Here is a 23,584-nt window from a genome sequence, read left to right as displayed (position 1 = left end):
GACGTTAGCCTGCTATGGCGCGGGTCTCAAGCGTTGCCGGTACCGGCAATTTCAGACCAAAGCGCGCGGGTTGCCCCCAACATATGCGGGGTATCGGGCGCTGCGGCCACCACGACCCCATCAGGTCGATGGACCGACACCGCATCGGCGACCGCATTGCTCATTGCGACAACAAATAGCGGGGCAAGTCGATCCGGCAACGCAAGAATGCTGGCAGAGCGCGGCGAAAACACCGGCGCGATCAGCGGGGCGTTCCCTGCTGCCGCATCAATCAACGGAATGGGCGGCGGCAATGCAATCTGGGAATAGAGAACGACGGTTTCGCACGTCAGGCCCGCACCGCGTAGCGTTTCGCCTACATCACCACGACGATGCGCGCCCGCCAGATGCCACAGCGGACCGGTCGGGCGCTGCGACAGGATCAGCGCGATCAGCGCGGCGGCGTCCCCCTCGGCCACCTGCGTGCGATAACCCCGCGCCCGCGCCGCATGCGCCGTGGCCTGCCCGACACACCAAGCCATGCGTCCCATCCCAAGCGGCGCAAAGGCGACCGCGTTCGCCGACGTAAAGATCACCCCGCCGTCCTTGGGCACAGGCGCACCGGTCGGCACGATGTCAAAGGCAGGCGCCATGATCACGCCGGGCTGCCTGTCCAGCATGGCTGTCAGCTGCGCTACAAAGGCAGTCCCCTTTGGCGCAGGACGGCTGATGATCAGAATGGGATCCATGGCGCGCCGTTATTGTGAGAACCGTTGCCAAGTGTTACCTGCGACCGGACCAAGCGCAACAGGCACCCCATGTCCCGACCCCTGACGATCCTCGGCATCGAGAGCAGCTGCGACGATACCGCCGCCGCCGTGGTGCGCGGCACGGCCGATGACGCGACCGTGCTGTCGTCGATCGTGTTCGGCCAGACCGCCCTGCACGCCGATTTTGGCGGTGTCGTGCCCGAAATCGCGGCACGCGCCCACGCGGAAAAGGTCGACCATTGCGTGGCTGACGCACTCTCGGATGCAGGACTGGCCCTGATGGACTGCGACGCCATCGCCGTGACAGCGGGTCCCGGCCTGATTGGCGGCGTGCTGTCCGGCGTGATGTCCGCCAAGGGTCTGGCGGCTGCGACCGGCCTGCCACTGATCGGGGTCAACCATCTGGCAGGTCACGCGCTCACGCCGCGCCTGACGGACGCGGTACCGTTTCCCTATCTGATGCTGCTGGTGTCCGGCGGACATTGCCAGTTCCTGATCGCGCATGACCGCGACCGTTTCGAACGGATCGGCGGCACCATCGACGACGCCCCGGGCGAGGCATTCGACAAGACCGCCCGCCTGCTGGCCCTGCCGCAACCCGGCGGCCCTTCGGTTGAGGCCGCGGCGAAAACGGGGGATCCCAAACGGTTCAAGCTGCCACGACCCTTGCTTGATCGGCACGACTGTGACATGTCCTTTTCCGGGTTGAAAACCGCCCTTTTGCGGGCGCGTGACGGCGTGATCGGACCGGAACAGACACTCAATCGGATAGATCAGGCCGACCTTGCCGCCGGATTTCAGGCTGCGGTGACTGATGTGCTGACGGCGAAAACCGCACTCGCGCTGGACCTGTATCTTGCGCTGAACCCGGCCACACCCACGCTTGCCGTTGCGGGCGGGGTCGCTGCGAACATGGCGATCCGCACCGCGCTGACTGACTTGTGCACGTGGCGCAATACGGCGTTTCTGGCCCCACCGCTGGCGCTGTGCACCGACAATGCTGCCATGATAGCCTACGCAGGGCTGACGCGTTTTGCAGCGGGCGAACAGGATGATCTGACGCTGGGCGCACGACCGCGCTGGCCGCTGGATGACACCGCACCGGCGATGCTGGGATCGGGCAAGAAGGGGGCAAAGGCATGATCGCTGTTGTAGGAGCTGGCGCATTCGGCACCGCGCTGGCGATTTCACTGGCACGGGACGGGCGGGCGGTCACGCTGTTGGCGCGTGACCTCCGGGGCATGGACCAGACCCGCCGCAGTCCGAAACTGGACGTGACAATTCCCGCCAACGTGTTGATCACCGATGACGCGACGCAGCTAGAGCCAGCGGAATGCGTTCTGATGGCCGTTCCCGCACAGAGCCTGCGTCGCGTGCTAGAGACACATCACGACCAGTTGGCAAACAAGCGGATCGTGGCCTGCTGCAAGGGGATCGACCTTGAAACCCTGACGGGACCGGTCGCCAGCATTTCCGCGACCCTGCCCGATGCCACCGCGGCGATCCTGACCGGGCCATCCTTTGCCGATGATATCGCGGCGGGCCTGCCGACCGCACTGACGCTGGCCTGTGCCGACGATACGGCCGGGCGGGCGTTGCAGCAGACACTGTCCACGGCCAATCTGCGTCTGTATCGCACCACGGACACCATCGGTGCCGAACTGGGTGGCGCGCTGAAAAACGTGATTGCCATTGCCTGCGGCGTCGCGATTGGCGCGGGATTGGGTGACAGCGCCCGCGCTGCGTTGATGACTCGCGGTTTTGCCGAAATGCAAAGACTGGCAGAGGCGCTGGGGGCCGATCCGCAAACGCTGACCGGATTATCCGGTCTGGGTGATCTGGCACTGACCTGCACCTCGACGCTGTCCCGAAACTATCGTCGGGGCCTCGCACTTGGTGCTGGTGACCGGATCGATGCGGCTGCCACGGTCGAAGGGGCCGCCACCTCGGTCGCGGTCACGGACCTGGGTCAGGCGCGGGGCATCGACCTGCCGGTCTGCACCATCGTGGCAAGTCTTTGTGCCCAGAAAATCAGTGTCGAAACCGCATTGCAGACACTGTTATCCCGCCCACTCAAGGAGGAATGACATGGCCCACTGGCTGTTCAAATCGGAACCGGACGTGTTTGGCTGGGATCACCTGACGGCCTTGGGTCAGGCGGGCAGTGAATGGGACGGCGTGCGCAATTATCAGGCCCGCAACATCATGCGCCAGATGGCAATCGGCGATACGGGGTTTTTCTATCACTCGCGGACCGGGCTGGAAATCGTAGGCATCGTCGAGGTCATCGCCACGGCCCACCCCGACAGCACGGCGCAGGATGGCAAATGGGAATGCGTCGATGTGCGCGCGTTGAAACGGTTGCCACGCCCTGTCACGCTGGACCAGATCAAGAGCGATGATCGGCTGTCCGACATGGTTCTGGTCAAGAATTCGCGCCTGTCCGTGCAACCCGTGAGTGATGCAGAATGGCAGATCGTCCTCGAACTCGCGGGTCATTCCCCGGACTGAAGCGCGCGCAGCGCATCCGGTTTGACCAACCGCAGCACGATGATGCCCAGCACGCCCATGACCACGGTCATCGCTGCCGCCGCGGCCATTGTGACCAGACGTTCGACCGCCAACACGCTGACCTGCGAGACAAGCGCCAGAATTTCCAGAACGGCAACCGTTAGAAAGGTCGTGAACAGCGTATAGTTGCGCGGCAAAAACCGAAAGGCGATCGGCAGCGCGATCATGCCGACGGCGACGGTCAACCACATCTCTTCGGATATTGCGGCGACCGCGATCGCGATTGCCGTGCCCAGAACAGTGCCGATGGTGCGGCGCAGGGTCTTGGAAAACAGGTTGCCGTGCGGCGGGACGCACAGCACGACAAAGGTCAGCGGAAACCAGAACCCGTGTTCACCGAAATACCGACCGCCGACGTAGACAGACAGCATCAAACCGATCCCCAGACCCATCTCGAAGATCAGCGCATAACGATGACTTTGCGCTGTTTCCGCGTCGCCAGTCGCATCCTCGTCGAACCACCATGTGATCGCCAGCGCCCAGATCATGCCGCCGATGAATATGGCCGCCAGCACCGCATCTCGGTCATCTGGCAGGATCGGGCTGGTAAAGATGGTCCAGACGATCAGCGCCCGCATCCCCGGTTGCGCCATCCCGTGCGTCCCGCAGATCCCGATCATCACCGCAAGGCAAGGGGCAAGGATCAGTGCCATGACCGGTGCCCCCAACACCAACAGCCCCGACATCATCAGGACCAGCGTCACCAACGCGGCTGGGCCGATCCCGCGATCACGTGCAGCCAGATGCGCCGACAGTCCCGCGATGAATGCGATGGCACCCGGACTGCCGATCAGCGGCACAGCAACAAGTGCGGGCCCCGCCACGGCCGCCGTCGTGACAGCCACGGATCGCCACGGCATCGCTTCGCCATCCTCGACAAACCAGTTCAACAGAGCCTTTATCAATTGTGGTCACCCCGCTGGACGCTTTGCATGCTAGATGGCGCGGTTGCCGGCAGAAGCAAACACTGGTCGGACGCGCGATGGTTTGGCAGGTTTTTTTGACAGGAGGAGGGTGGCGTTGGGATTTGCAGATGTGATCGGGGCGGCTTTTGCCGGATTTGTTTTCGGTGCGATCTGGTACGGATTGCTGTCAAAATACTGGATCAAGGCCGCAGGCGTCGCTGTGCGCGCGGATGGCAAACCGGTAAACAGCGCAAACCCCTGGCCCTATGTAGTCTCGGGCGTGATGATCCTGCTGGTGGCCGGGATGATGCGACACATTTTTGCGCTGTCCGCGATCGACACGATCATCGAAGGTCTGACATCGGGGTTCGGTCTGGGCGCATTCATCATATCGCCCTGGCTGATCCTGACTGTGGGCTTCGAAGGCAGGCCATGGTCACTGGGTCTGATAAACGCGGGATACGCCAGTTTCGGCTGTGCCATCATGGGCGCGGTGCTGATCCTGCTGGCATGAGGGCGCGCGCCACATATGGCGCGCGCGCGCGTTCAGCCGTAAACGGCTTCCTTACCGAAATGTTTCGTCAGCAAGTAGTAGATCACCGCCCGGTATTTGTTCCGGTTTGACCGACCGTAGGTGTCGATTGCCTTGTTGACGGCGTCCATCAGGTCAGGGCTGTCCGGCAGGCCCAGCTTTTTCTTCAGGAACCCGTCCACGACGCGCTGCAATTCCTCCGGATCGCTGCCCGCGACCGTGCTTGCGTCGGCGTTGTAGATTGACGGACCGCAGCCAATCGTGACCTTGGTCAGCAGGTCCATGTCCGGCTCCATACCGCAGTCATTGCGCAGATCTTCGGCGTATTTCTGGATCAGATCGTCACGTTTTCCCATCGGGTTCCCCTTGTTGCCATGCAGCCTTTCTGGCCGTCGCGGTAACGCTAACGTCAGGTCAGGTCATCGGACAAGAAAAAAGAGGGCTGTTCTGGCCGGCTTTGCCGTGGGCCGTTCACGACGATCTGTGTCGGTGCGCGTGGGGTTGCCTGGCCCTGAATGCAAATGCGGCACCGCAGTCACAAGGACCGCGATGCCGCAGGTATCAGGCACGCACTGCCGCGTGGGGTCAGTAGCGGTAGTGTTCCGGCTTGAACGGACCTTCGACGGTGACGCCGATATAATCCGCCTGTTCCTTTTTCAGCTCTGTCAGTTTGACGCCGATCCGCTTGAGGTGCAGGCGGGCGACCTTTTCGTCCAGATGCTTGGGCAGGATGTAGACGCCGGGGGCGTATTCCTCGCCCTTGGTCCACAGTTCCATCTGCGCCAGCACCTGATTGGTAAAGGATGCGGACATCACGAACGACGGGTGACCGGTGGCGTTGCCAAGGTTCAACAAACGGCCTTCGGACAACAGGATCAGACGATTGCCCGAAGGCATTTCGATCATGTCCACCTGTTCCTTGATGTTTGTCCACTTGTGGTTTTTCAGCGCCGCAACCTGAATTTCGTTGTCGAAATGGCCGATGTTGCCGACGATCGCCATGTCCTTCATCTCGCGCATGTGCTCGATGCGGATGACGTCGCGGTTGCCGGTGGTGGTGATAAAGATGTCGGCGCTGTCCAGCACGTCCTCGAGCAGGACAACCTCGAAACCGTCCATCGCCGCCTGCAGTGCGCAGATCGGATCGACCTCGGTCACCTTGACGCGTGCGCCGGCGCCCTGCAGCGACGCAGCCGACCCCTTGCCCACGTCGCCGTAGCCGCAGACGACGGCGACCTTGCCGGCCATCATGGTGTCGGTGGCGCGGCGGATGCCGTCGACCAGCGATTCCTTGCAACCGTACTTGTTGTCGAACTTTGACTTGGTAACAGAATCGTTCACGTTGATCGCGGGGAACGGCAGCTGGCCGTTCTTGTGCAGGTCATACAGACGGTGAACGCCTGTGGTGGTTTCCTCGGACACGCCCTTGATCGCAGCCTTCACCTTGGTGAACCAGCCTGGGGATGCTTCCATCCGCTTTTTGATCTGCGCCTTGATGACTTCTTCTTCTTCGGATTGCGGGACGGGGATGATGTCCTCGCCTGCCTCGGCACGGGCACCCAGCAGAACGTACAGTGTTGCGTCGCCGCCATCGTCTAGGATCATGTTCGCGCCTTCGGGGAACATGAAGGATTTGTCCAGGTAGTCCCAATGCTCTTCCAGGCTTTGGCCCTTGATCGCGAAAACAGGCACGCCGGATTCCGCGATGGCGGCGGCAGCATGGTCCTGCGTGGAAAAGATGTTGCAGGATGCCCAGCGCACGTCGGCACCCAGTGCAACCAGCGTTTCGATCAGAACGGCGGTCTGGATCGTCATGTGCAGCGATCCGACGATGCGGGCACCCGCAAGCGGCTTGGACGCGCCGTATTCCTCGCGCAGGGCCATCAGCCCCGGCATTTCCGTTTCTGCGATGTCCAGTTCCTTGCGACCATAGGCAGCAAGTGAAATGTCTTTGACGATATAATCTTGGGTCATGTCCGTCTCCTGGCGGAAAAAAGCGTTGTCGCCCCATACCACCAACGTCACCGCGTTGACAACGCGACGTGATCGCCCTTTGACTGCGTGGACAGTCTGTTCAACCGTTGCACCGTCAGGGTCCCCATGTCGCAGATCACGGCAGCGTTTTCGATACCGGCCGCCCATCGCAGGGCGGTCGTTTTTTGCTGTGATGCAGGATATTTGCCCTATGCGCTGCATGCAGCGACGCAGATCGCCGACCTGCAACGCGACCGCCAGTTCGACATCTGCATCGTGACGATGGACGATCTGGCCATCCCGGACAGTTTGACGGCCCATGGCCTGCGGTTGGTCAAGGTGACGACCGACGGTGCATTCGCCGACCTGCCGCGCGATGCCCGCCGCAGTGAGAGCGTTTATCTGCGCCTTGCGCTGCCGCATGTGCTGACGGCTGACTATGACCGATTGCTCTATCTGGACAGCGACATCCATATCGATGGCGGGGATTTCAACGCGCTGATGCACCTCGATCTGGGCGGGCGGGCGATCGGCGCTGTGCGTGATACGATGCAATGGCGCACGCCACAGCGCGCCAGCGGGGATTTCACCGCCATCAATCTGCCGCCCGCGCCCTATTTCAACAGCGGCGTCATGCTGCTGGACATGATCCAATGGGCCAAGGCTGATCTGTCGGCGCGCATCCGTGACCTTGCCGGACGCCACCCGGATGCGATCAGACAGCACGATCAGACACTTCTCAATTGGGCTGCTCATTGTGACTGGGCCGAACTCTCGCCCTTATGGAACTGGCAAATGACCAAGAGCGCACGGCTTTTTGGCGCAATGGCCCCCGTCAACATCGCGCATTTCATCGGCCCCGCAAAACCATGGCGGGACAAGGCACAAGAGTTGCCACCGCGCTATGCCCGCGACCTGACGCGGTTCATGGCCGTGCATTTTCCGGACCATTCCGCGATACCAGTGTCACAAACGCCTGCCAGAAATACGCCGATGATGCGCAAGATGTTCCTGCGCAATACCCTCGCGGCTGCGCGCATGGCCCGCTATCTGGACCGGTTTCCAACGGATATGACAGTACGATGAAACAGCCCCGCGCATGGCAAAGAATGCTCTCGGGTCGCAGGCTCGACCTGCTGGACCCCACGCCTTTCGATATCGAGGTCGAGGACATCGCCCACGGTTTGGCCTTTGTCGCGCGCTGGAACGGGCAAACACAGGGTGATTTCGCCTATTCCGTCGCCGAACATTCGATGCTGGTCGAGGATCTGTTTGCTCGCATGAACCCCAAGGCGCCGGCGAAATGGCGGCTGGCGGCACTGCTGCATGATGCGCCCGAATACGTGATCGGGGACATGATCAGCCCGGTCAAGGCCGCCATCGGCCCCGGCTATGGCGAGCTGGACATGAGGTTGACCGCCGCGATCCACCTGCGGTTCGGACTGCCTGCAACCCTGCCAACCAGCGTCAAGAAACAGATCAAGGCCGCCGACCGCGTGTCGGCGTGGGCCGAAGCGGTGCAGATTGCCGGTTTTGATAAGGCCGAGGCCAACAGGTTCTTTGGCCGCCAGAAACCCGAACTGATCGAAGGGCTGACCATCGCCTTGCGCCCGCCGGTCGACGTGCGCGCAGATTTCACCGCCCGACACGCCGCCTTGCTGGAAATGATGCAATGATGATCCGACAGGCCACGTCAGCGGACGCACTGGGGATGCTCGATGTGCTGAACCCGATCATCGCCGAGGGTGGCACGACAGCACATCAAACCTCGTTCGATGTGGATCGGATGCGACAGCACTACATCTCGCGCCCTGCACTGATCTGCACGCATGTCGCGGATATGGGCGGCAAGATCGGCGGGTTTCAGATGCTCGCCCGTCCCGACCCCGATGATGCTGCGATGCAGGGCTGGGCGATCATCGCCAGTTTCGTGTCAGGCGATCATGCGGGCAAGGGCATTGGCCGTGCCCTGTTCGCAGCAACCAGAGCCAGGGCGCTGTCCGAGGGCTTTGCCACCATCGACGCCACGATCCGCGCGGACAACGACAGTGGACTGCGCTATTATGCCGCGATGGGATTTGTCGATTTCGACAGGCTGATTGATGTTCCGCTGCGCGACGGCACCCGTGTCGACCGCATCCGCAAGCGTTTCGACCTTTAGCGCGGGCTGCGTTTTGCGAGGATCCGTTGCAGCGTCCGGCGGTGCATGCTGAGCCTGCGCGCCGTTTCAGACACGTTGCGGTCGCACAATTCATAAACGCGCTGGATATGTTCCCAACGCACGCGATCCGCGCTCATCGGGTTGTCGGGCGGCGGCGGCAATTCGTCCTGTCCGGCCAGCAGGGCATTGGTCACATCCGTCGCGTCAGCGGGTTTCGCCAGATAGTCGGTCGCACCGATCTTGACCGCGGCAACCGCGGTGGCGATTGCACCATAGCCCGTCAGAACAACGATCCGCGATTCCGGACGGCGTTCGCGCAGCACCTCTACCACATCCAAGCCGTTGCCGTCCTCCAGCCGCAGGTCAACCACGGCATAGGCAGGCGGCCGGGCAGACGCGATTGCCTTGCCTTCGGCCACGGATTCAGCCGTTTCGACAACAAACCCCCGTTTTTCCATCGCCTTGGCAAGACGTTTGACGAAAGCCTCGTCATCGTCCACCAGCAAAAGTGACGGGTCAGGGCCGAGATCGCGTGTGTCGCTGTTCATTTTCAATACCTTGCCTTGTTACCCAAGAGATAGGACCGCGCGGCAGGCCGTCAATCTATGTTAAGGCGCAACTGACCTCTTGAGCGATCTGCTGCGGCGGTGTGTCGCGGCGAAAGAATGTCGCAAAACCGGTGTCCGGCAGCATCAGGTACGTAAACGCGGAATGGTCCACGAGGTAATAGTCAGGATCATCCCCGTTGCGTGCATAATAGACCTTGTAGGCATCCGCCGCTGCCTTGACCTGTGCCTCGCTTCCGGTCAGGCCGATCATCTTGGGGTGCATGTTTGCTGCGTAATCGGCCATGAATTCGGGGGTATCGCGTGCGGGATCCACGGAAATGAACACAGGCGTGACCGACACACCCTGTTCCGCCAGCAGATCCACCGCCGCCACGTTGCGGGCATTGTCGATGGGACAGACATCAGGGCAGAACCCGTATCCGAAATAGACCAGCGTCGGTTCCGTGATGACATTTGCATCCGTGACCGTCTGCCCCTCCTGATTGACCAGCGTGAATGGGCCACCGATGTCGGCACCTTCGGCGTTGGTGCTGAAACAGGATGCCAGATCCTGACCACGATTGAAGGTCAGGGACAGTGACACACCTACCACGGCAGCAATGGCAGCACCGGAAACGAGGACGATCGCGCGGTTCATCAGGGCTCCTTTCAAAAGCGTCGCATTGATTGCCTATCCACCGGCCCATAACAATGGGCACACGCATCACATTTAAGGGCGATCATGGAGAGTTACGACATATCGATGCTGGCACAGCACGAACGCAGCAACTGGGTCCGGCTCCGGACACTGCTGACGTTGCGGTGGGCGGCTGTCGGCGGTCAGGTTGTGGCGATCCTTGTCGCGGTCCAGCTCTACGGGCTGACATTGCCCCTGACGCCGGTCATTTCGACGATCTGCGTGGCCGCCATCGCCAATATCGCCACACACGCGTATTTTCCCCAGAATAAACGCCTGTCCGAACGCGAAGCCAGCGCCATGCTGGCATTCGACATCCTGCAACTGGGTCTGCTGCTGTATCTGACAGGTGGCCTGAACAATCCCTTTGCCCTGTTGATCCTGGCCCCGGTCACCATCGCGGCAACGGTCCTGCACCTGCTGAGTTTTCTCGCACTCGGGGCGCTGGCGATCGGGATGATCACGCTGATCAGCTTTACGTCCCTGCCACTTCAGTTGGCGGATGGTTCGCTGTTGATCCTGCCGCCGCTCTTTGGCTTTGGCTATTGGGTCTCATTGGTGATTGGCGTCATGTTTCTGGGCATCTACGCCCGGCGGGTGACAACTGAAATGCACAGTATGGGCGATGCGTTGCTGGCAACACAGCTGGCCCTGGAACGCGAACAGAAATTGACGGACCTGGGCGGTGTTGTCGCAGCGGCAGCGCATGAACTGGGCACACCACTGGCCACGATCAAACTGGTCAGCACCGAATTGGTCGCGGAACTGGGTGGCAACCCCGACCTGCGCGACGATGTGATGCTGATCCGGTCGCAAGCCGACCGCTGCGGAGAGATCCTGCAATCCATGGGGCGCGCGGGCAAGGACGACCTGATGATGAAAACCGCCCCGCTGGAGGCCGTCGCCCGCGAGGCCGCCGAACCGCATCTGGACCGCAAGGCAAGTGTTCTGTTCGACATCAAGGGCGGCTCCGTCCCGCAGCCCACGATCCAGCGCAAACCCGAAATCATCCACGGATTGCGCAACCTGATCCAGAATGCCGTCGACTTTGCCCAAGAGGCAGTCGTCGTGCGCATCGACTGGTCGGCCACCGAGGCGCGGGTCATGATCAGTGACGACGGGCACGGGTTTCCGCAATCGGTCATCGGTCGCATCGGCGACCCCTACGTGCGGCGCAGGCGGTCAGAAATCGACGGCGAAAAACGTCCGGCCTACAGCGGCATGGGGCTTGGTCTCTTTATCGCGAAAACACTGCTGGAACGGTCTGGTGCCAGCCTGACATTCGCCAACAAATCCGAATCCGGTGCCGTGGTGACTGTCACATGGCCGATGCGCGCCCTCGTCGATATCAGCCCGGCGCACCGCCCCACACTGGGAAAAAACCCCGCATTCCTGCCCTGATCGGGCCTGTTAATGCGGCATTAACCTCCGGCGGACAGTCTTTGGGTAGATACGTCTGGGGGCCTTGATCGTGATCTATGATTCTATCCTTCTTTTCGTTGCGGCCTGCCTTTGCGTGGCAGGCCTGACAGCGGCATCCATCTTTGTCCGATCAACGTCAGGAATTGCGTCCGTTCCGCTGCGACCAAACATGATCGCGCAGACACCCGTTTTTCTGTTCGACCGGGATATATTGATCGACGCATCGCCCAGTGGGTCCGCGCTGATCGGCGACCACCGCGACAAACTTGGCGATCTGGGGGCACTTTTGCATGTGCTCGGGGACCAGTTCCCGACGCTGCAGGATACGTTGGGCGATCTGGACTGGAATGACAGTCGACAGGTCCCGGCAGGACAGGACGACACGATCCGTATCCAGATCAGGAACGAAAACGGTTTGACCCGCATCAGCCTCGAGGCGGCTGAGGCCGAACAGGCAAGCGACCGCTTCGCCGCAATGGAACACGCGATCCAGAACAAGGAACTGACCCAACTGCGCGACATCCTGCGCGAGACACCGCAACTTATCTGGCAAGAGGATTCGCGCGGCGAACTGATTTGGGCGAATGCTGCCTATCTGGCCTATGCGGAACGGACGCGGCCGGATTCGCCGGGTGCAGGTCGCATCTGGCCCGGACAACGACTGTTCAACGAAATCTCCGTGCCCGACAATGGGTGTCGCGCGCCCCACGCGCGTCGCCTGTCACTGCAACTGCACGGCGAAGAGGCAGAGCATTGGTTCGACATCACCGCAACCCCTCTGCCCGGTTCGACGTTGTTTTTCGCAACCGACGCCAATGACACGATGCGCGCCGAGCGAGAGTTGCAGGGTTTTCGGCAGACACTGGTGAAAACCTTTGCGGAACTGTCCACCGGGCTTGCGATCTTTGACCGCGACCGCAAACTGACGATGTTCAACCCCGCCTTTGTCGACATGTTTGGTCTGCCCATTCAGTTCGTCACCGTTCGCCCGACGCTGGAATCGTTGCTGGACCGGCTGCGCGAGATGCGCAAACTTCCTGAACCAAAGGATTATCCCGGCTGGCGCGAACAGTTTGCAGCCCTCGATGCAGTGACGACCGACGGTGCCTATTCCGACCGATGGGACCTTCCGGATGGCCAGATTTTTCGCGTGACCGGCCGTCCACACCCCGATGGTGCCATCGCCATATTGTTCGAGGATATCAGCGCCGAAGTCTCGCTGACCCGGCGTTTTCGCGTCGAAATCGAAACCGGTCAGGCGGTGCTGGATACGCTGCCCGATGCCATCGCGGTTTTTTCCGATGCCAGCACGTTGATCATGACAAACCAAGCCTACACCCAGATGTGGGGCGACCAAAATAGCCATCCGTTCGACTTGCAGGATCTGCGAACAGCGCTGCGCCTTTGGAAATCGCACAGCGCACCCACGGATTTCTGGCGCAAGGTCGAAAAATTCGGCCAGCTCGGCCCGCGGCGCGAGGTTGTCACAGATGACATCATCCTGGTGAACGGGCGCCGTCTGCGTTGCGAGGCGCATCCGATCCCCGCCGGGATGACGATGGTAAAATTCCTGCCCGCCGATGGCCAGCCACCGATGGGCTGCGTGACGCAAACGCACAGGACGAAACAACGGGTCGCGCGCGGCTGAATCCGGTTGCGGCCAAGGTGGGGGCGATTACTCTGGTTGCATGTCGACCTTTTGCACCCAGATCACCCTGCCAGACCTCGCAAAGACCGAGGCGCTTGCCGCGCAATTTGCCGCTGCGCTGGACCGTGGTGACACACTTCTGCTCAGCGGTGATATCGGGGCTGGCAAGACGACATTTGCACGCGCATTCATTCGCAACAGGCTGCGCCGGATGGAGGATGTGCCTTCTCCGACGTTTACACTGGTACAGACATACGATGACGGGGAAACCGAAATCTGGCACTGCGACCTGTATCGGCTGACCAGCGCGGACGAGGTGCTGGAACTGGGTCTTGAGGATGCTTTTGAAGATGCGATTTGTCTGATCGAGTGGCCAGACCGCTTGGGGCAAGAAACACCCGGTGATGCGCTGACCTGTCATTTCACGGCCGCGACCGACCACCACACCGTCACGCTGACCGGTCCCGAACGATGGCAGCAGAAACTGGGCTGGTTGAATGACTGACCGTTCGGCCATGATGACCCGCTTTTTGACCGATGCAGGGGTTTCCGATTGGGCCGCAAAACCCATCGCGGCCGATGCATCGTCACGCGCCTACGCACGCCTGACGGCACCCGGGGGCGACAGCCTGATCCTGATGGACGCTGACCCGGCGACAGGCGAGGATACAGCGCAATTCGTGCGGATTGCCCGCTATCTGACGGATCATGGGTTTTGCGCGCCCCGGATCATCAGTGCCGATCCCGCGGGGTTCCTGCTTTTGTCCGACCTCGGACAACAAAGCCTGGCGCAAATGGCGTCCCGAACACCCGCAGATCAGCAGGTCCTGTATGATGCGGCAACCGATGTGCTGATCCAACTTGACGGTGCTGCACCACTGGAGTTGCCGCAGATCGACCCGGTACGGGGCGGGCAGATGGTCGCCATCACGGCCGAACTCTATGCCGGATCCGATCCCGCACCGCTGGTTGCCGCTGTTCAAGAGGCTTTGACCCGCCACGCACCATTGGCGGACCGGATCGCTCTGAGGGATTTCCACGCGGAAAACCTGATCTGGCGTCCGCAGGCCTCGGGCAGCGACCGCGTAGGTCTGCTGGATTTCCAGGATGCCTGCCTTGCGCCGCGCGGCTATGATCTGGCCTCGCTCTTGTCCGATATTCGCCGCGACGTGCCTGCTGACATAATCGCACGCGAAACCGCGCGTTTTGCCCGCGCGACAGGTGAGACGGCAGACGATATGGCGCTGCGCCTTGCCGTGCTGGGTGCCCAGCGCAATCTGCGGATTCTGGGTGTGTTCTGCCGTCTGATCGCGGGCGGCAAGGGGCGCTATTCCGCGATGATGCCGCGTGTCTGGTCAGTGCTGTTACGCGACCTTGGACATCCTGCGCTGTCCGAACTGCGCGACATCGTGCTGCGCGACATTCCCGCGCCGGTCGCCCCATGACGCGCACCTATCCCGCACTGCTGTTCGCCGCTGGCAAGGGGACCCGGATGGCCCCCCTGACCTACACGCGACCCAAACCGCTGATCACAGTCGCCGGACGCACCCTGCTGGATCACGCGCTGGACCTGACAGACGTCCCCTGCATCGGCAGGCGCGTGGTCAATGCCCATTACAAGGGCGCGATGATTCACGATCACCTGCGCGGACGCGACATCGCGATATCTGACGAGGTCGCGCTGTTGGAAACCGGTGGTGGTTTGCGCCACGCTTTATCGCTTTTGGGCAATGATCCTGTTGTCACGCTGAACACCGACGCCGTCTGGTGCGGACCAAACCCCGTCCGAACCCTTTGCGCTGGCTGGACACCCGCGATGGAGGCGCTACTGCTGCTGGTGCCGACAACCCGGATGCACGGACACAGCGGACCGGGTGATTTTGCCCGGGCGGCTGACGGGCGGCTGACCCGTGGTCAGGACTATGTCTATACCGGTTTGCAACTGACGCGCACGAACCGGGTCCACGGTGTGCGCGTGCCGGCCTTTTCGTTGAATGTGATCTGGGACCAGATGATCGCGGATGGCGGTCTATATGGTCTGGTCTGGGACGGCTTGATCTGTGATGTCGGTCGCCCCGAGAGCATTCCGCAAGCCGAGGCCATGTTGAAAGAGCACGATGTTTGACCCCAGCGATCACCCCAGGCTGTTCGGGCTGGCCCCCGGTGTCGATTTTGCGCAGGCCTTTGTCGGCGGGTTGGCCGCACGCAGCACGGATCTGTCACAGATCCGGATCTACGTGAACGCAGCCCGGATGCAGCGACAAATCAGGGCCGCATTCGATGCTGGCCCGGCGCGACTGCTGCCGCGGATCAAACTGGTCACCGACCTGGCATTCGAAGGAGAAATCGGGTCAGCCGATCTGCCTGTATCACCCCTGCGCCGCAGGCTGGAACTGTCCCGCGCCGTGGAAAAGCTGATTGATGCCACACCCGGCCTGCCGCGTGCAGCACTCTATGATCTGTCGGACAGCCTGGCTGCGCTGATGGACGAAATGCATGGTGAAGGCGTCGATTTCGAAACCCTGACCCAATTGGATGTCACCGATGTGTCCGGCCATTGGCAGCAGGCGTTGAAATTCCTCAGGTTGCTGGAGCCCTATTTCATCGCAGAGGCCGCACAACCCGATGCGGCAGCCCGCCAGCGCATGCACATCCTGTCCCTGATCGACCTATGGGCGGTTCAGCCGCCGGACCATCCCGTCATCGTTGCAGGTTCCACCGGATCGCGCGGTGCCACCGGGCTGCTGATGCAGGCCGTGTCCAGACTGCCGCAGGGGGCCGTCGTGCTGCCCGGCTATGATTTCGACATGCCGCAGCATGTCTGGGACAGCATGGGTGGCACGCTGACCCACGAGGATCATCCGCAATATCGCTATCGCCGCCTGATGCGCGACCTTGACCTGTCAGCGGACCTTGTCTGTCCCTGGACCGACCAGCCACCGCCCGCCCCGGCGCGCGCGGCACTTGTATCGCTGTCGCTACGCCCTGCCCCCGTGACGGACCAATGGCGCCGTGACGGCGCAGCGCTGACCGACCTGCCCGCTGCCATGGCCGATGTCACATTGATCGAGGCCGACAGCCCCCGCGCAGAGGCAGAGGTCATTGCCCTGCGCCTGCGACAGGCTGCGGCGGATGGCGTGCCTGCGGCGCTGATTTCGCCGGACCGGATGTTGACCCGGCAGGTCACCGCTGCACTGGATCGTTGGGATATCACGCCGGACGACAGCGGCGGCCTGCCGCTGGGCCTGTCACCGCCGGGTCGGTTCATGGAACATATCGTCACCGCCTTTGGCAGGCCGATCACCGCCGAGGTCCTGCTGATCCTGCTCAAACACCCGCTGACCAACAGCAGTGTCGCAGGCCGTCAGCACCTTTTGTGGACCCGCGACCTGGAACTGCATCTGCGCCGTGGCGGTCCGCCCGTTGTCACGCCGGCGGTCATGACGGCATGGGTCGGCAGCATGTCCAACCCAAAGGACGGGCTGGACGATTGGACAGCCTGGGTTGCGCGCGTCATCAGCGCGTTGGATCATTCCGGCACCTTGCCGATCGTGGATCACCTCACACAGCACATGGCTGTTGCGGAACTGCTCGCTGCGGGACCAGATGGGCGCGATACCGGAGAGTTGTTCAAGAAGGCGGCAGGCCGCATGATGCAGGGTGTCATGGCGGCCATCGCACGGGATGCCGATGCCGGAAACCCGATGGACAACCGCGACTATGCAGCGCTGTTTCGCGCGCTGATGGCGGCCAAGACCGTCCGCGACCGCGATGCGGGCCATCCGGGTATCACGATCCTCGGCACGCTCGAGGCGCGTGTCGGCGGTGCCGAACTGGTCATCCTGGGCGGCATGAACGACGGCATCTGGCCACCCAGTCCCAAACCCGATCCCTGGCTGAACCGGACATTGCGCGCGCAGGCCGGGCTGCTTCTGCCAGAGCGCCAGATCGGGCTGTCGGCACATGATTTCCAACAGGCCATCTGCGCCCCGCAGGTCTGGATCACCCGCGCCCGCCGCGATGCGGAAACCGTGCCGTCGCGCTGGGTCAATCGCCTGACCAACCTGCTAGCGGGATTGCCTGATGCGCAGGGTCCGCAGGCGCTGGACCAGATGCGTGCGCGCGGGGCAGTCTGGCTGCGACACGCGGCCCGTTTGTCGCAACCTGATGTGCTGATCGACCGGGCGACACGCCCGGCACCCATGCCACCCGCCAGCGCACGACCAAGGAAAGTGTCTGTCACCCAGATCAAGACGCTCTACCGTGATCCCTATGCGATCTACGCGCGCAAGATCCTTGGTCTGACCGCGCTGAAACCGCTGACAGCCGATGTGGATGCGGCGCTCAAGGGGGATGTGTTTCACAAGATCCTCGAACGGTTTGTCAGCGCACGACCCGATGCGTCTGATCCTGCCGCCCGCGACCTGTTGCGTACCATCACTAACGACACGCTGGCCGAAATGTGCCCCTGGCCCACCGTGCGCCTGCAATGGCGTGTCCTGTTCGACCAGATCGCACCCGATTTTCTGCAACAAGAGGCCATGCGCCAGAAGGACGGCACGCTGGTTGCCCTGGAAACATGGGGCGAAATCACCATGCCCGGACCTGACATCGTCCTGAACGGCAAGGCAGACCGGATCGACGCCACCCCCGACGGGCGGGCCCTGATCTATGACTACAAGACCGGAACCCTGCCCACGGCCAAGGAACAGGCCGCATTCGACAAACAGCTGCTGCTGGAGGCCGCGATGATCGAGCGCGGTGCCTTTGCCGCGGTTGGAGTGCGTCAGACGCAGGCCGCTGCATTTCTGGGGATCAAGCGCGGGATGCCGCAGGTCGCAGCCCCGCTGGACGACCACCCGCCGGACCTTGTCTGGGCGCAGCTGATAAAATTCCTGACCATGTGCCAGAGGGACGATTGGCCCTATACCGCCCGGCGGGCACCGCAGCGCGTCACGTTCGACGGCGACTACGATCATCTGTCGCGCCGTGGCGAATGGACAGACAGCGACCCTGCCACGCCAGAGGTGCTGACATGATCCGTGACGAGGCGACACAACGGCAGGTCACAGCCGCCGCCCCCCATGCATCGACATGGCTGTCGGCCAACGCAGGATCCGGCAAGACGCGCGTGCTGACCGACCGCGTGGCCCGCCTGCTGCTGGAGGGCGTGAGCCCGCAGAACATCCTGTGCCTGACCTATACCAAGGCGGCCGCCGCCGAGATGCAGAACCGCCTGTTCAAACGGCTGGGCGGCTGGGCCATGCTGCCCGACAGCGATCTGCGGGCGGAACTGCGCACGCTTGGGGTGGAAACCGACATCGGTGACCACGATCTGAACAGGGCCCGCACGCTGTTTGCCTCGGCCATCGAAACGCCGGGCGGTCTGAAGATTCAGACGATTCATTCGTTCTGCGCCAGCATCCTGCGGCGATTCCCTCTTGAGGCCGGGGTCAGTCCCGATTTTCGTGAAATCGACGACCGGTCTGCCGCGCTGATGCGCTCAGAGGTCATGGATGCGCTGGTCGAGGGGGAACATCGCGCAATCGTGGCCGACATGCTGCGGTATTTCACCGGCGCGGACGTGGATGATCTGGTGCGGGATATCGCCGGGCGCGCCGATGACTTTGCCGCGCCGCTGGACGAACATGATCTGCGCACAACGCTGGACCTGCCGGACAACGTGACGCTGGACAGCCTGATCGCCAATATTCTGGGGACTGACGGGCGGGAAATCATCCGTGACCTGATCGGGGTTCTGCGCGCCGGCGGCACGCAGGACAACAAGAACGCCGATGCGCTGGCCCGGATCGACCTGCACGCACCCGGCCCTGCCGATCTGGTCATCCTGGAAAAGGTTCTGCTGACCGGATCAGCCGCTAAACAGCCCTTTGCGGCCAAGATTGACGCCATTCCGACCAAGGCCCTGCGCACCGCCCACCCCGATCTGACCGACGCACTGAACGGTCTGATGGAACAGGTCGAGGTCGCCCGCGGCACGCGTCTGTCGCTGCAGGTATTCGACAAATCGCTGGCGCTGAACCGCTTTGGCGTGTTGTTCACCGATGCCTACAGGACGGCGAAAACAACCCGCGGCGTGCTGGATTTCGACGACCTGATCGCCAAGGCCCGCGCCCTGCTGGCTGACCCTGTTGTCGCGGATTGGGTGCTGTTCCGGCTGGACGGCGGCATGAACCACCTGCTGGTGGACGAGGCGCAGGATACGTCGCCACTGCAATGGGATGTGATCCAGCATCTGACACGCGAACTGGTCAGCGGTCAGGGCGCACGCGCCGACGAAGGCCGCACCATTTTCGTCGTGGGCGACGTCAAACAGTCGATCTATTCGTTTCAGGGGGCCGATCCGCTGGAATTCCAACGGATGCGCGGTCATTTCGCAACCGGTTTGGCAGCAGGCGATGCCCCGCTGGCGGTCAGCACCCTGGAACATTCGTTCCGGTCGGCGCCTGCGATCCTGCGGGTGGTGGATGAAACCTTTGTGCGGGAACGGGCCGATGCTCTGGGCGGCGAGGTACGGCATCTGGCGTTCAAGGCGGATATGCCGGGACGTGTCGACCTTTGGCCACTGGTCGAACCCGTCGAAAAACAGGACGCCGGAGCCAGCTGGATCGACCCCGTCGACGAAATTAGCGAAAGCCACCACATGGTCCGCATGGCCGAACGGGTGGCCGGCCAGATCAAGCGGATGATGGCAACCGAATATCTGCCAGTCGAGATCGGCAATACCGGCACCTACAACCACAGACCCGTGCGCGCAGGCGACATCCTGATCCTGGTACAAAGCCGTCAGGGCCTGCTGTTTCCCGAACTGATCCGCGCCTGCAAGGCAGCGCAGCTGCCCATCGCCGGGGCCGATGTGCTGCGCGTCGGGGCCGAGCTCGCGGTGCGTGACATTGGCGCCGTGTTGCGGTTCCTCGCCTTGCCAGAAGACGACCTGTCGCTGGCAGCGGCATTGAAATCGCCATTGTTCGGCTGGTCGGAACAGGACCTGTATACGCTCGCGCAACCGCGACGCTTGGGTCAGACGCTCTGGCAGGTGCTGCGTGCGGACGACAACCACCCGGAAACGGTCGCGATCCTCAGGGATCTGCGCCAGAATACCGACTTTTTGCGGCCCTACGACCTGATTGCGCGATTGCTGATCCGGCATGACGGGCGGCGCAAACTGCTGGCGCGTCTGGGGTCAGAGGCAGAGGACGGCATCGACGCGCTGCTGGCACAGGCCTTGGCCTATGAACGCGACGGCGTGCCCAGCCTGACGGGGTTCATCGGATGGATGGATGCCGACGATCTGACGATCAAGCGGCAGGTCGATGCGCAGGGCGATCAGATCAGGGTGATGACCGTCCACGGGGCCAAGGGGCTGGAGGCCCCGATCGTCATCCTGCCTGACGCCAAGGAACGCCCTGAAATCCTGCGTGGCGACATCCTGCCGGGCAAGACACCGCTGTGGAAACCGAACAAGCCCGACACGCCCCCCGCACTGGAGGAACAGGTGCAGGACGTGCTGGACAAGCAGGCGCGCGAACGTCTGCGGCTGCTGTATGTCGCGATGACGCGGGCGGAAAAATGGCTGATCGTCGGCTCTGCCGGCAATCCAGGCAAGGGCGACACCGGCTGGTACGATCTGGTCGCACAGGGCATGGAACAGGCCGGTGCCGCGATGGATCATGCCGGTGATCTGGCGATCCAGCGCGTGTCCAACGGCACGTGGCTGGCGGGCGAACGCATTGATGCGGAACAGACCGCAGCACCCGACGATCCGCCACTGGTCCTGGCCCCCCTTCCCGCTGTCGTGCGGCCAGGGACGCTGTCACCGTCGCAGATGGACGGGGCCAAGGTGGTGCCCGGTGACCCGGCCGAGGATGACGCCGACGTGGCCAAGATGCGCGGGACATTGATGCACCTGCTGCTGGAACATCTGCCCGACCATCCCGCTGATCAGCGCCGCACGATCGGTGAACGCCTGTTGGCATCCTATCCCGGCGCGGACGACGTGCCGACCGATGGTCTGGTGAACGACGCGCTGACGCTCTTGGCCGTGCCGGAGCTTGCGCATGTGTTTGACAGGACACTGGCCGAGGTTGGCATCACGGCCAACCTGCCGGGCCTGTCCGGGCAGCGCATCAACGGGACCATCGACCGCCTGATCGTCACCGACACCACCGTGACGGCCGTCGATTTCAAAACGAACCGCGTTGTGCCCGCATCCCCAGATCAGGTGCCCGAAGGATTGCTGCGCCAGCTGGGGGCCTATGCCGATGCGCTGACGCAAATCTACCCCGACCACCAGATCCGCACTGCGATCCTGTGGACCGCCACCGCAAACCTGATGGATGTGCCGGTCGGGCTGGCGCTGGATGCCCTGTCACGGCAGAGCGTCGCTTGACGTCTGCACGCCGCGTTCCTAGGTTCCGTCCCTGACACTGATCCCAGGAGAGACCAACATGGCAACCCTTGCCGTCACCGACGCCACGTTCGATGCCGAAGTCAAACAGTCCGATATCCCCGTCGTCGTGGATTTCTGGGCCGAATGGTGCGGCCCCTGCAAACAGATCGGCCCAGCCCTGGAAGAGCTGTCCGCCGAGATGGAAGGCCGCGTCAAGATCGTAAAGGTCAACGTGGACGAAAACCCCAATTCCCCCGCCGCCATGGGCGTGCGCGGCATCCCGGCGCTGTTCGTGTTCAAGAACGGCGAAGTCGTATCCAACAAGGCCGGCGCCGCCCCCAAGGCCGCCATCCAAAGCTGGATCGAAGACTCCATCTGAATTCCGCCACTGGCGTGATGATCGAGGGCCGTCCCATCGGGGCGGCCTTTTTCGTGGTTCAGGTTGTTTTTGCGGGTGCGGCAGGTCTGCTTTGAGCCCAAATTGGCTTGAGATTTTTCGTTAACGACGCAGAGTTCAACTGTGTTATCGGAGCACTGCAAAAGAATTTGGTGAGAGTTGGAATGTCCAAGAAACTCAAATCCAGAGAGACTTTGGATCAACTCCTTATGTCATGTTCCGAAACCCTTTTCCCCGCTGAAATGGGTGAAGCTCCAGTTCACATCGATAGCAGAGACTCCGATGGTGATACCCCATTGCATGTGATGCTTTGGCAAAAAAATACGTATGGAGCGCTGTTGCTTATTGAGGCAGGTGCCGACGTGAACGCTGTTGGAGACATGTCAGAAACGCCGCTTCATGTCGCCGTAAGCCGAGGAAACACTGTGGTTGTCGAAGCGCTATTGAAATCGGGTGCAAATCCGGCGGCTAAATCTGAGTTTGGAAAGTCCCCCAAAGAAATGGCCTTCGAACTGGGAGGCGACATGCAGCGGTGTTTCAGCAACCTGTAGGTTCATGAACTTAGTGTTACTACCAGCAGCGTCGTCCGCATACCGGACCTTCCCTAATGAAACCTGCCGGCTCAACGAAACGACTAACCCCCTCACACCGGCCAGCCGTGGCGGCGCAGGGTGGCGGCGATCTTGTCCGGGGCCTCGGGTCTGCCTGCGTTGATCGACATCTGTTGCAGGAACCACCAAACGTAGCCTTCGAAATCTGGGAATTGCGTGATCGCCTTGAACGCCTTGTCCTCACCGTCCTTTGGTACGTTCCCGGTGATGTGGTGAAAATCGATCTGGGCAAAGATCACGGCGGGTTTGCGGAACAGGAAACCCGACAGTGCGACAGATGAATTCTGCGTCACGACGGCAGAACAGCCCGGCAGGATCGCGGTCATCGGGCGGGCGCTGATGCTGACGTTGTCGTATTTCTCCTCGACCAGATGCAGCGCTGCGTGATCGTCCTTGGTATAGCTCTCGTTCGGGTGCAGCGTCAGGATCACATCGCGGTCGAGAAACCGTTCGGCGGTGCGTTTGATCATCTCGATCGGACTGCATGACTGGAACGACCTGTGTTCGCGCACCATCCCCTGCAGCGGCATATACAGCGGTCCGTGCCGCGTGCTGTCCTCGGCCAGACCGGGATACAGCCGCTTGCGCCAGAAATTGAAAAAGCGTGTCGCCTCCTTGCGGTCGATCTCGGCCTTGTCGAACCTGGCCAGCGCCACGTCCCACTCCCAGCGCCGGGCCGATGTTTCGATTTGCCAGAACGGGTAGAAATAATTGCGCCGCAGGGTCAGCGCGCGCGGATGCGTCGGTTCATCCATGTGAAACAGCGAATAGCCGGGCCGCCGGGCCGAGGCATTGCGCGCCGTCAGCGTATTGGGTTCGAAAAACACGCGCAAACCGGCGTCGGTCAGGCATTTGGCGACCAGACCGATGAAATTATGCTTGCCCGCCCGCGCGCTGTTCAGCAGCCCGGGATCCAGATAGAATACGACGTCACCCGGTTGATCCATAACAGTATTCTG

At 62.1% G+C, this 23,584-nt stretch carries 23 protein-coding genes; 16 read left to right on the top strand and 7 right to left on the bottom strand.

Annotated features, from left to right (window positions below; translation table 11 throughout):
- Positions 1–26: 26 nt before the first annotated feature.
- Complete coding sequence (locus BMX27_RS01445) at positions 27–728, bottom strand: uroporphyrinogen-III synthase (protein ID WP_090158142.1); 702 nt, start codon at positions 726–728, stop codon at positions 27–29.
- 69 nt (positions 729–797) lie between these two features.
- On the opposite strand from BMX27_RS01445, the gene tsaD reads away from it, so the two are divergent.
- From tsaD to BMX27_RS01430, 3 genes are read left to right on the top strand one after another with little or no spacing between them, the layout of a single operon-like run.
- The gene (gene tsaD, locus BMX27_RS01440) at positions 798–1,892 is read left to right on the top strand and encodes a tRNA (adenosine(37)-N6)-threonylcarbamoyltransferase complex transferase subunit TsaD (RefSeq protein ID WP_090158141.1); all 1,095 of its coding nucleotides are present in this window, start codon (positions 798–800) and stop codon (positions 1,890–1,892) included.
- Entirely contained in the window at positions 1,889–2,836 is a 948-nt protein-coding gene (locus tag BMX27_RS01435) for an NAD(P)H-dependent glycerol-3-phosphate dehydrogenase (RefSeq protein WP_090158140.1), read from the top strand. The genes tsaD and BMX27_RS01435 overlap by 4 nt, the downstream gene beginning before the upstream one ends.
- A 1-nt stretch (position 2,837) precedes the next feature.
- Entirely contained in the window at positions 2,838–3,260 is a 423-nt protein-coding gene (locus BMX27_RS01430) for an EVE domain-containing protein (protein WP_090158139.1), read from the top strand.
- Here the strand turns inward: BMX27_RS01430 and BMX27_RS01425 are convergent.
- Complete coding sequence (locus BMX27_RS01425) at positions 3,245–4,210, bottom strand: FUSC family protein (RefSeq protein ID WP_090158138.1); 966 nt, start codon at positions 4,208–4,210, stop codon at positions 3,245–3,247. The genes BMX27_RS01430 and BMX27_RS01425 overlap by 16 nt on opposite strands.
- 130 nt (positions 4,211–4,340) lie before the next feature.
- Between BMX27_RS01425 and BMX27_RS01420 the strand changes: the two genes are divergently transcribed.
- Positions 4,341–4,739, top strand: a complete 399-nt coding sequence (locus BMX27_RS01420) for a DUF1761 domain-containing protein (protein WP_256212352.1) — start codon at positions 4,341–4,343, stop codon at positions 4,737–4,739.
- Between the two features lie 32 nt (positions 4,740–4,771).
- Here the strand turns inward: BMX27_RS01420 and BMX27_RS01415 are convergent, their stop codons facing one another.
- Both BMX27_RS01415 and ahcY read right to left on the bottom strand, forming a co-directional pair.
- On the bottom strand, positions 4,772–5,113 hold the full coding sequence (locus BMX27_RS01415) for a DUF2853 family protein (RefSeq protein ID WP_090158136.1): 342 nt from the start codon (positions 5,111–5,113) through the stop codon (positions 4,772–4,774).
- Positions 5,114–5,342: 229 nt separating this feature from the next.
- Entirely contained in the window at positions 5,343–6,731 is a 1,389-nt protein-coding gene (gene ahcY, locus BMX27_RS01410; RefSeq protein ID WP_056029955.1) for an adenosylhomocysteinase, read from the bottom strand.
- A 126-nt stretch (positions 6,732–6,857) separates the two neighbouring features.
- Between ahcY and BMX27_RS01405 the strand changes: the two genes are divergently transcribed.
- Genes BMX27_RS01405 through BMX27_RS01395 form a run of 3 tightly spaced genes read left to right on the top strand, consistent with a single transcriptional unit; the run spans position 6,858 to position 8,892 of the window.
- A complete protein-coding gene (locus BMX27_RS01405; RefSeq protein ID WP_090158135.1) occupies positions 6,858–7,817 on the top strand; it encodes a glycosyltransferase family 8 protein in 960 nt (319 codons plus the stop codon).
- Positions 7,814–8,407, top strand: coding sequence for an HD domain-containing protein (locus BMX27_RS01400; protein ID WP_090158134.1), 594 nt, complete (start codon positions 7,814–7,816; stop codon positions 8,405–8,407). The genes BMX27_RS01405 and BMX27_RS01400 overlap by 4 nt, the downstream gene beginning before the upstream one ends.
- On the top strand, positions 8,404–8,892 hold the full coding sequence (locus BMX27_RS01395) for a GNAT family N-acetyltransferase (RefSeq protein WP_090158133.1): 489 nt from the start codon (positions 8,404–8,406) through the stop codon (positions 8,890–8,892). Before BMX27_RS01400 ends, BMX27_RS01395 begins: the two co-directional genes overlap by 4 nt.
- Here BMX27_RS01395 and BMX27_RS01390 read toward each other — a convergent pair.
- Complete coding sequence (locus BMX27_RS01390; RefSeq protein WP_090158132.1) at positions 8,889–9,440, bottom strand: ActR/PrrA/RegA family redox response regulator transcription factor; 552 nt, start codon at positions 9,438–9,440, stop codon at positions 8,889–8,891. The two genes, BMX27_RS01395 and BMX27_RS01390, sit on opposite strands and share 4 nt — an antisense overlap.
- 55 nt (positions 9,441–9,495) lie before the next feature.
- Entirely contained in the window at positions 9,496–10,098 is a 603-nt protein-coding gene (locus BMX27_RS01385; RefSeq protein ID WP_056029944.1) for an SCO family protein, read from the bottom strand.
- Positions 10,099–10,182: 84 nt separating this feature from the next.
- Here BMX27_RS01385 and regB point away from each other — a divergent pair, with 84 nt between their 5' ends.
- From regB to BMX27_RS01340, 9 genes are all read left to right on the top strand, one after another.
- Entirely contained in the window at positions 10,183–11,538 is a 1,356-nt protein-coding gene (gene regB / locus BMX27_RS01380) for a sensor histidine kinase RegB (protein WP_090158131.1), read from the top strand.
- A gap of 190 nt (positions 11,539–11,728) precedes the next feature.
- Positions 11,729–13,207, top strand: a complete 1,479-nt coding sequence (locus tag BMX27_RS01375) for a PAS-domain containing protein (protein ID WP_090158130.1) — start codon at positions 11,729–11,731, stop codon at positions 13,205–13,207.
- A gap of 40 nt (positions 13,208–13,247) precedes the next feature.
- Positions 13,248–13,712: a tRNA (adenosine(37)-N6)-threonylcarbamoyltransferase complex ATPase subunit type 1 TsaE gene (gene tsaE, locus BMX27_RS01370; RefSeq protein WP_090158129.1), complete on the top strand. Its 465-nt coding sequence runs from the start codon at positions 13,248–13,250 to the stop codon at positions 13,710–13,712.
- Entirely contained in the window at positions 13,705–14,652 is a 948-nt protein-coding gene (locus BMX27_RS01365; RefSeq protein ID WP_090158128.1) for an aminoglycoside phosphotransferase family protein, read from the top strand. Before tsaE ends, BMX27_RS01365 begins: the two co-directional genes overlap by 8 nt.
- A complete protein-coding gene (locus BMX27_RS01360) occupies positions 14,649–15,332 on the top strand; it encodes a nucleotidyltransferase family protein (protein ID WP_090158127.1) in 684 nt (227 codons plus the stop codon). The genes BMX27_RS01365 and BMX27_RS01360 overlap by 4 nt, the downstream gene beginning before the upstream one ends.
- The gene (gene addB / locus BMX27_RS01355; protein WP_090158126.1) at positions 15,325–18,246 is read left to right on the top strand and encodes a double-strand break repair protein AddB; all 2,922 of its coding nucleotides are present in this window, start codon (positions 15,325–15,327) and stop codon (positions 18,244–18,246) included. Before BMX27_RS01360 ends, addB begins: the two co-directional genes overlap by 8 nt.
- The gene (addA, locus tag BMX27_RS01350) at positions 18,243–21,617 is read left to right on the top strand and encodes a double-strand break repair helicase AddA (RefSeq protein ID WP_090158125.1); all 3,375 of its coding nucleotides are present in this window, start codon (positions 18,243–18,245) and stop codon (positions 21,615–21,617) included. Before addB ends, addA begins: the two co-directional genes overlap by 4 nt.
- A gap of 58 nt (positions 21,618–21,675) precedes the next feature.
- A complete protein-coding gene (trxA, locus tag BMX27_RS01345; RefSeq protein ID WP_056029920.1) occupies positions 21,676–21,996 on the top strand; it encodes a thioredoxin in 321 nt (106 codons plus the stop codon).
- A gap of 182 nt (positions 21,997–22,178) precedes the next feature.
- Positions 22,179–22,565 (top strand): ankyrin repeat domain-containing protein, encoded by a 387-nt coding sequence (locus BMX27_RS01340; RefSeq protein WP_056029917.1) that lies wholly within the window; start codon positions 22,179–22,181, stop codon positions 22,563–22,565.
- 92 nt (positions 22,566–22,657) lie between these two features.
- Here BMX27_RS01340 and BMX27_RS01335 read toward each other — a convergent pair whose 3' ends face one another.
- On the bottom strand, positions 22,658–23,572 hold the full coding sequence (locus BMX27_RS01335) for a hypothetical protein (protein WP_090158124.1): 915 nt from the start codon (positions 23,570–23,572) through the stop codon (positions 22,658–22,660).
- Positions 23,573–23,584 lie beyond the last annotated feature (12 nt).

The organism is Loktanella sp. DSM 29012, from assembly GCF_900110705.1.
Taxonomy (GTDB): Bacteria; Pseudomonadota; Alphaproteobacteria; order Rhodobacterales; family Rhodobacteraceae; genus Loktanella; species Loktanella gaetbuli.
Note: the sequence above shows the minus strand (reverse complement) of the source record. Positions and strands in the feature narration are given on the sequence as shown.

What these genes read in the sequence shown, in the direction of transcription:
- BMX27_RS01390 (WP_090158132.1), bottom strand. Translation starts at nt 9,440, where the DNA reads ATGAACAGCGACACACGCGATCTCGGCCCTGACCCGTCACTTTTGCTG.
- tsaE (WP_090158129.1), top strand. Translation starts at nt 13,248, where the DNA reads ATGTCGACCTTTTGCACCCAGATCACCCTGCCAGACCTCGCAAAGACC.
- BMX27_RS01405 (WP_090158135.1), top strand. Translation starts at nt 6,858, where the DNA reads ATGTCGCAGATCACGGCAGCGTTTTCGATACCGGCCGCCCATCGCAGG.
- BMX27_RS01445 (WP_090158142.1), bottom strand. Translation starts at nt 728, where the DNA reads ATGGATCCCATTCTGATCATCAGCCGTCCTGCGCCAAAGGGGACTGCC.
- BMX27_RS01435 (WP_090158140.1), top strand. Translation starts at nt 1,889, where the DNA reads ATGATCGCTGTTGTAGGAGCTGGCGCATTCGGCACCGCGCTGGCGATT.
- BMX27_RS01430 (WP_090158139.1), top strand. Translation starts at nt 2,838, where the DNA reads ATGGCCCACTGGCTGTTCAAATCGGAACCGGACGTGTTTGGCTGGGAT.
- BMX27_RS01385 (WP_056029944.1), bottom strand. Translation starts at nt 10,098, where the DNA reads ATGAACCGCGCGATCGTCCTCGTTTCCGGTGCTGCCATTGCTGCCGTG.
- BMX27_RS01365 (WP_090158128.1), top strand. Translation starts at nt 13,705, where the DNA reads ATGACTGACCGTTCGGCCATGATGACCCGCTTTTTGACCGATGCAGGG.
- BMX27_RS01335 (WP_090158124.1), bottom strand. Translation starts at nt 23,572, where the DNA reads ATGGATCAACCGGGTGACGTCGTATTCTATCTGGATCCCGGGCTGCTG.
- BMX27_RS01360 (WP_090158127.1), top strand. Translation starts at nt 14,649, where the DNA reads ATGACGCGCACCTATCCCGCACTGCTGTTCGCCGCTGGCAAGGGGACC.
- BMX27_RS01340 (WP_056029917.1), top strand. Translation starts at nt 22,179, where the DNA reads ATGTCCAAGAAACTCAAATCCAGAGAGACTTTGGATCAACTCCTTATG.
- BMX27_RS01415 (WP_090158136.1), bottom strand. Translation starts at nt 5,113, where the DNA reads ATGGGAAAACGTGACGATCTGATCCAGAAATACGCCGAAGATCTGCGC.
- addB (WP_090158126.1), top strand. Translation starts at nt 15,325, where the DNA reads ATGTTTGACCCCAGCGATCACCCCAGGCTGTTCGGGCTGGCCCCCGGT.
- BMX27_RS01375 (WP_090158130.1), top strand. Translation starts at nt 11,729, where the DNA reads ATGATCGCGCAGACACCCGTTTTTCTGTTCGACCGGGATATATTGATC.
- tsaD (WP_090158141.1), top strand. Translation starts at nt 798, where the DNA reads ATGTCCCGACCCCTGACGATCCTCGGCATCGAGAGCAGCTGCGACGAT.
- addA (WP_090158125.1), top strand. Translation starts at nt 18,243, where the DNA reads ATGATCCGTGACGAGGCGACACAACGGCAGGTCACAGCCGCCGCCCCC.
- regB (WP_090158131.1), top strand. Translation starts at nt 10,183, where the DNA reads ATGGAGAGTTACGACATATCGATGCTGGCACAGCACGAACGCAGCAAC.
- BMX27_RS01400 (WP_090158134.1), top strand. Translation starts at nt 7,814, where the DNA reads ATGAAACAGCCCCGCGCATGGCAAAGAATGCTCTCGGGTCGCAGGCTC.
- trxA (WP_056029920.1), top strand. Translation starts at nt 21,676, where the DNA reads ATGGCAACCCTTGCCGTCACCGACGCCACGTTCGATGCCGAAGTCAAA.
- BMX27_RS01395 (WP_090158133.1), top strand. Translation starts at nt 8,404, where the DNA reads ATGATGATCCGACAGGCCACGTCAGCGGACGCACTGGGGATGCTCGAT.
- ahcY (WP_056029955.1), bottom strand. Translation starts at nt 6,731, where the DNA reads ATGACCCAAGATTATATCGTCAAAGACATTTCACTTGCTGCCTATGGT.